Genomic DNA, 5832 nt, shown 5'->3' with positions numbered 1-5832 from the left:
TCCGCATCTGCATATTTCAAAGACGACGCAGAACTGCTAAAGAAAATTGAAAATGCTGCGTATACGCGGAAGGATGTGGAAAAGATTGCGACAGAATACAACGAGTGGAAGAAAAAAAATCCATAGTGAGAATCAGCTCCACTTAGCTAATCATTAAAGTGCATTAGCCAACTCGGTCCCGGCCGAAGCCCCTGCGGGAGACTGGCTGGGACAGCAGATTGCCCATGCCGTTAGGTATAAACGCTGTCGGGATGGTAAAGCAGATCAACAGTCCATGGTAGTAGATCTGCAACCCGGATTTGGTGCAACGGGCACGGAAGTACCTATATCAATTTCCCCGGATAGAACTCTTGTGGGTTTAACTTCGGTTGGAAATAGTAAACCAGTCATCAACCATACATTGTTCCTTTGCCTTCTTACCTTTGAAAGAATATTCGTTGGATTCCCGATCATAGGTATAATCTCTCATCCACTCCCGGAAATAGGAGGCTGTCAATTCAATCGCATCCATAATAAAATCAATTTCTGCATTGGTCATCGTTGGATGCACTGATAACCTGATCCAGCCTGGTTTGCACAATAGGTCTCCTGAACGCACCGAACTCAATATTTCATAAGACCTGGTCTTATCCACATCCAGCAGCAAATGCCCATAGGTTCCTGCGCAGGAGCAGCCGCCTCTTGTTTGAATGCCAAACCTGTCATTCAGAATTTTAACAATCAAATTATAATGTGCCCCGTTTACAATAAATGAAATAACGCCTAACCTTCTTTTAATATTCGCTTCCAGTATTTCAACATTTCTCATTTTTGATAACCTGGTAAAAATGATCTGCAGCATTTCTTTTTCCCTCTTTAGTATGTTTTCAACGCCCATTGCTTCCTTCAACCGGATGCACATCGCCGCTTTTATTCCCTGCAAAATTGGAGGGGTTCCCCCATCTTCCCGATGTTCTATATTGGTAATATATTCATGAACCTTCCACGGATTGCTATAAGCTACAGTGCCTCCTCCGGGTTGGTCAGGGACAATGTTCTTATACATTTTTTTATTGAAGATCAAAACGCCCGGGGTGCCCGGGCCACCTAAAAATTTATGGGGTGAAAAATAAATTGCATCTAATGCTGCACCGTGTTCTTCAGGATGCATGTTGATGTCAACGTACGGGGCGGAAGAGGCAAAGTCAACAAAACATAATCCGCCGTATTCATGAATTATCTTTGCAATTTCATGATACGGAGTTTGAATACCGGTAACATTAGAACAACCTGTGATTGCGGCTATTTTATTTTTCCTTTGCTTAAATTGCTCTAACAAACTTCTGAAGTATACTAAATCCACATTGCCATTTTCACCGCGCTTAATTATTTCAACTGTTGCGATGGTCTCCAGCCAGGAAACCTGGTTGCTGTGGTGCTCCATATGAGTCACAAAAACAACCGGTCTTAATGCTTCATCTAATTGAAGGGAGCCGGTCTCCTTTTTTACATAATCCCTGGTCCGCTCCGGTATCCTCAGCCCTAAAATCCTTTGCAGCTTATTCACCGCACCTGTTGTTCCGCTGCCACAAAAAACCAATACATCATCGTTATTTGCCCCGACGTGATCTTTGATAATAACTTTAGCGGTTTCGTATGCTTTGGTCATCAAGGTACCTGTAATGGTGGTCCCGGTATGTGTGTTAGCCACAAAGGGCATTATTTCTTTATATATACATGCTTCAATGGGCTGGTAAGCCCTGCCGCTTGCAGTCCAGTCAGCATAAATGATTTCTTTTTCTCCAAAAGGTGATTCGAAAGTTTGTTGCTGGCCGATGATGTTCAGTCGAAAACCAGCAAAATAATCTTCCAACTCACTTTTTGCGATCATACCTGCGGTCAATCTATGCTGACTGGAATAAGTTTGCAATTGAATGTATTTTTTATTTAGAACTTGCAGTAGTAAACATTCCAAACAAATCATACGGATGTTTACTGAAATTATCATTAAATAGGAAGGCAGTTAGAAAAACAAATCCGATAAATGCAAGGACAACAAGTAGCTGAGCCCACGATATTTTTTGAATATCCTGTTTTGATTTTGCATCGCAAACTTCACCCGGGCAATACTGCGCCTTTTCCTTATAAAAAATTGAATAAAATTTGCATCCTAAACAAATACCAAATGCGGATTCGAAGAAAAGGAACACCAGGCAGATGAGGCAGATAATACCAGTTATCGGGCTGTATGAATTTACAACCACCATAAAAATAAACATGGTGCCTGACAGAGCCACACCAATGATCCACGCAAATTTTTTTTGTTGGGCTCCCACGTACTCAGGGACCTGGTTCCTCACAATTAAGCGGCCTGTTATTAAGGTAGGAGAAAATTTAGGGTTAATAAATACACGAATGATGAAATCAATAAAAAACAGGGTTATAACATACTTTATTGGCACGAAATTGTCTTTAAATACGATGAGCATTAAAGAGAAGAACGTGGCTAAAAAAAGTATACCTGCTGATGCTCTTATTTCTCTTTCATTCAGAACAGGAATGTTATAGCCGTCCACATTTTCTCCAAATTGTACCAGGTTATTCATGTTTTCAATTTTTTTTGTTATATAAAAAATAGACTTTTGATAATTTTTGTTTTTGATCTGGTGGTTCTGTTCCTGTGTTTCTTACACAAGAATATATAATTAAAGAAGACATAGAAAGCCCCCGTCAACAAACGACAGGTTGTTGTAAACAAACAACGTAGTTGTGCCAATTGCCCAATACCGTACTGAGCCTGTCGAATGTCATCCTGAGCTTGTCGAAGGATGATTTACTTTTTTAGGTTGTATGTTTACTCCAAAGTCGATTCTATAGATTGCAGGATAAATAGGAAAACATTTACCGATATTTATCCCGGTAAACAATGGGATGAAAAGACAAATCGATATAAAGCGGTACAAATTTTATCTATGGGTTGGGCTGGGTTATTTTTTCCTGGGACTGATTAGCTCTGTTCATATTTATACCGCAAGATTTTTTCCTGCTGTATGTAATAATGCCTGGGCAGTTGTTTATGTTATTGCGCTCAACTATATACTTTTTGAATATTCTGTTCCATTTGTTCTCAGGAAAAGGAAAACCATCATTTACAATATTCTTCTTGCGGTTCCTCTCTTATTTGTTTATTTGATGTTATATTCGTTCGGCTCGTATGCGTGGCGGCTACTGGGAGCACAGTTACAGGTTTATACTCCAAGAACATTCCCTTCATTAGATGTGGCGCTCCAAAATCAAATGGCATATAGCACCGGTTCAGTTTTCTTTTTTGGAATTATCAGGCACATCTATAATTATTCAAAGTTAAAACAAGCCACACAACAGCTTCGCATTCAAAAGCAACAGGCAGAGCTTAACTATCTAAAGTCACAAACGAACCCGCATTTTTTATTTAATACCTTGAATAATATTTATTCTTTGGCGAGAGACAAGAGTGACCTGGCTCCCGAATCCATTTTACGCCTTTCGAAAATATTGCGTTTTATGTTGTATGAAACCGGTGGCGAATTTATAGCTATAGAACAGGAACTGAAGATCATGAGCGACTATATATCCCTTGAAAAATTGCGCTACGATGATTCTTTGCATGTAAATTTTAACCATGATATTGAAGATATGAAACAAGCTATACCTCCGCTGTTGTTGATTCCGTTAGTGGAGAATGCATTCAAACATGGTGTTTCTGAAACAAGAAACCAGCCGTTTGTAGATATACATCTTTCTATTAGTAAACGGCAATTAGCGTTTGTCGTAAAAAATTCTACTGAAGATGTTCCCGGCGAAGGCAAAGTAAAAGAAAACATAGGCCTTTCTAACCTGAGGCGTCAACTGGAAATGCTTTATACGGATTATGATCTGTCTGTTCAGCAAAGCGCATCTGTATTTACAACTACGTTAAAAATTAATCTTGCGAGTCATGCCTGAAATTAAATGTATCATAATAGAAGATGAGCCATTGGCCGTAAAAGTATTATCAGATTATATTTTGCAGGTTCCCTTTCTCGAATTACAGGCAACATTTAAAGATGCTCTTATTGCAACTGACTGGCTGCGCCATAATAACACTGATCTTCTTTTTTTAGATATACACCTGCCAAAATTAAAAGGGATGGCTTTTTTAAAAACGCTCACCCATCCCCCTGCGATAATTATTACAACAGCTTATCATCAATATGCGGTAGAGGGGTTTAATTTAAACGTAACGGATTACCTGTTAAAGCCTTTTGAGTTCGAACGTTTTTTAATAGCGGTAAACAAAGTGAAAACAGCGAAGGGAGAAAAAAACAAACTCAGTGAAAGCCGGGAGATAAAAGACTTTATCTTTTTGAATGCCGAAAGAAAGAGGGTGAAAATTTTATTCTCGGAGATTGTTTATATCGAAAGCCAACGTGAATACGTCAGGATCGTTACCACAAAAAGAGAATACATTTCCAAAATGAGTACTCATGAAATTGAAGATCTTTTGCCTTCCAGCCTCTTTAAACGCATTCACCGTTCTTTTATCATATCAACCGCTAAAGTTGAATCCTATAACGCCGAAATGGTGGAGGTAAATGGTGTCTCAATACCCATCGGCCGGGCCTATAAAGATATTTTGGAGAACCTTTAGCTAACTCATGATGCAATTAGCAGTACTCAGGCAAAGAGTCATCGTAACATCTATTGTATATAGCTTCATGGCCGTTAAACAACAAATATCCGCACAGGAAGGAACTTATTTTATCACAAAACAAGGAACGGTTTTTGATTCAATATTTTGGTTGATCAAAAACCTTAAAACATGGACAAAACTGAGAAATTACACCTGATGGAAAAGATACTTCGTGAGTTGGATGATGTGGCTAACAGCCAAACTTCATTATTGAAAAAAGTTGCCCAGCTTGAGGCCGAAAATATAAATCTTGGAAACAGGTTGCTTGAAAAAGAACTTCCGGAAATTCATTCAAAAACAGACGATGCTCTAAACACGGCAATAAAATTGCAGGCAGAATTTACAGAAGTGAAAGATAAATTCATTAAGGACAATAAACTTGATGAAGTGCTCCCCGAAGCAAAGTGATATTTATTTCTCCAGCTGAAAACAATGGAACCTGTTGCCCGAATCTTTAAGTTCCATTCCGGTACATCATCATTACCAATTGGCCGCGATGAAATGTTTGATGATTAAATACCTGGATCAGCATTTCATAACGCTTGCCCTATTGAACTTTTATTCAATCCGGGATGTAAAGGAAAAGAATCTTGCGGCATAAAGGGGGAAAGCATTGCCCGGCAAAGCGAAGTATGACTGCTTGTTGTAGTAAAATAAATAAGTCATTTACCATCGTACCTTCTGTCTCTTACCTCCCTGATTCCTTATTACCCCCTTGCTGCCTCCTTGCAGGCATCTTGCTGCGCCCGGCAACATGGCTGCTTTCAAACAGCCGGCATTTAGCAAGGAGTCAGCAAGAAAAGAGGAAATTTACGGTTGCATTTTTGGCGCGAGAGGGCGATCGGGGTGCCCGGGCGGAAGCAGAGGGAGGCGTGATTCCGGAAGTTGCGCTATGGCTTTATATGATAGATGCCGTTCTTAATGGCATAGATAGCCACCCCCTGCTGCTGTTGGCGTCCCCGCCAACAGCTCCATTTAGCTAATCATTAAAGTGCATTAGCCAACTAAATTCTTTGGCACCTGTTTCATAAAAATTTGCTGATGACCATTTGTATTCTTCCGGCGTCCTTGCCAAATTCCAATGAGGCTGACAAGGATTAAAATGTATATAATTTAGCTTTTGCCTGAAAAACTTTTCTGTC

Annotated in this window: 5 protein-coding genes; 3 read left to right on the top strand and 2 right to left on the bottom strand. The window is 39.6% G+C overall.

Annotated features, from left to right (window positions below; genetic code table 11):
• Window positions 1-358 precede the first annotated feature (358 nt).
• The gene (locus tag ACO1O5_RS17400) at window positions 359-1909 is read right to left on the bottom strand and encodes an aminotransferase class V-fold PLP-dependent enzyme (RefSeq protein WP_486272475.1); all 1551 of its coding nucleotides are present in this window, start codon (window positions 1907-1909) and stop codon (window positions 359-361) included.
• Window positions 1910-1922: 13 nt separating this feature from the next.
• Entirely contained in the window at window positions 1923-2585 is a 663-nt protein-coding gene (locus ACO1O5_RS17395; RefSeq protein ID WP_486272473.1) for a DUF4395 domain-containing protein, read from the bottom strand.
• A gap of 325 nt (window positions 2586-2910) precedes the next feature.
• Here ACO1O5_RS17395 and ACO1O5_RS17390 point away from each other — a divergent pair, with 325 nt between their 5' ends.
• The 3 genes from ACO1O5_RS17390 to ACO1O5_RS17380 all read left to right on the top strand — a co-directional run bounded on the left by ACO1O5_RS17390 (window position 2911) and on the right by ACO1O5_RS17380 (window position 5098).
• Window positions 2911-3963 (top strand): sensor histidine kinase, encoded by a 1053-nt coding sequence (locus ACO1O5_RS17390; RefSeq protein ID WP_486272471.1) that lies wholly within the window; start codon window positions 2911-2913, stop codon window positions 3961-3963.
• Window positions 3956-4648 carry a LytR/AlgR family response regulator transcription factor gene (locus tag ACO1O5_RS17385; RefSeq protein WP_486272470.1) on the top strand — a complete coding sequence of 231 codons (693 nt, stop codon included), beginning with the start codon at window positions 3956-3958 and terminating at the stop codon, window positions 4646-4648. Before ACO1O5_RS17390 ends, ACO1O5_RS17385 begins: the two co-directional genes overlap by 8 nt.
• Before the next feature lie 171 nt (window positions 4649-4819).
• A complete protein-coding gene (locus tag ACO1O5_RS17380) occupies window positions 4820-5098 on the top strand; it encodes a hypothetical protein (RefSeq protein ID WP_486272469.1) in 279 nt (92 codons plus the stop codon).
• Window positions 5099-5832: the final 734 nt, after the last annotated feature.

Source organism: Ginsengibacter sp., from assembly GCF_057362405.1.
The sequence above is the reverse complement of the archived record's forward strand: the minus strand, read 5'-3'. Positions and strand labels throughout refer to the sequence as shown.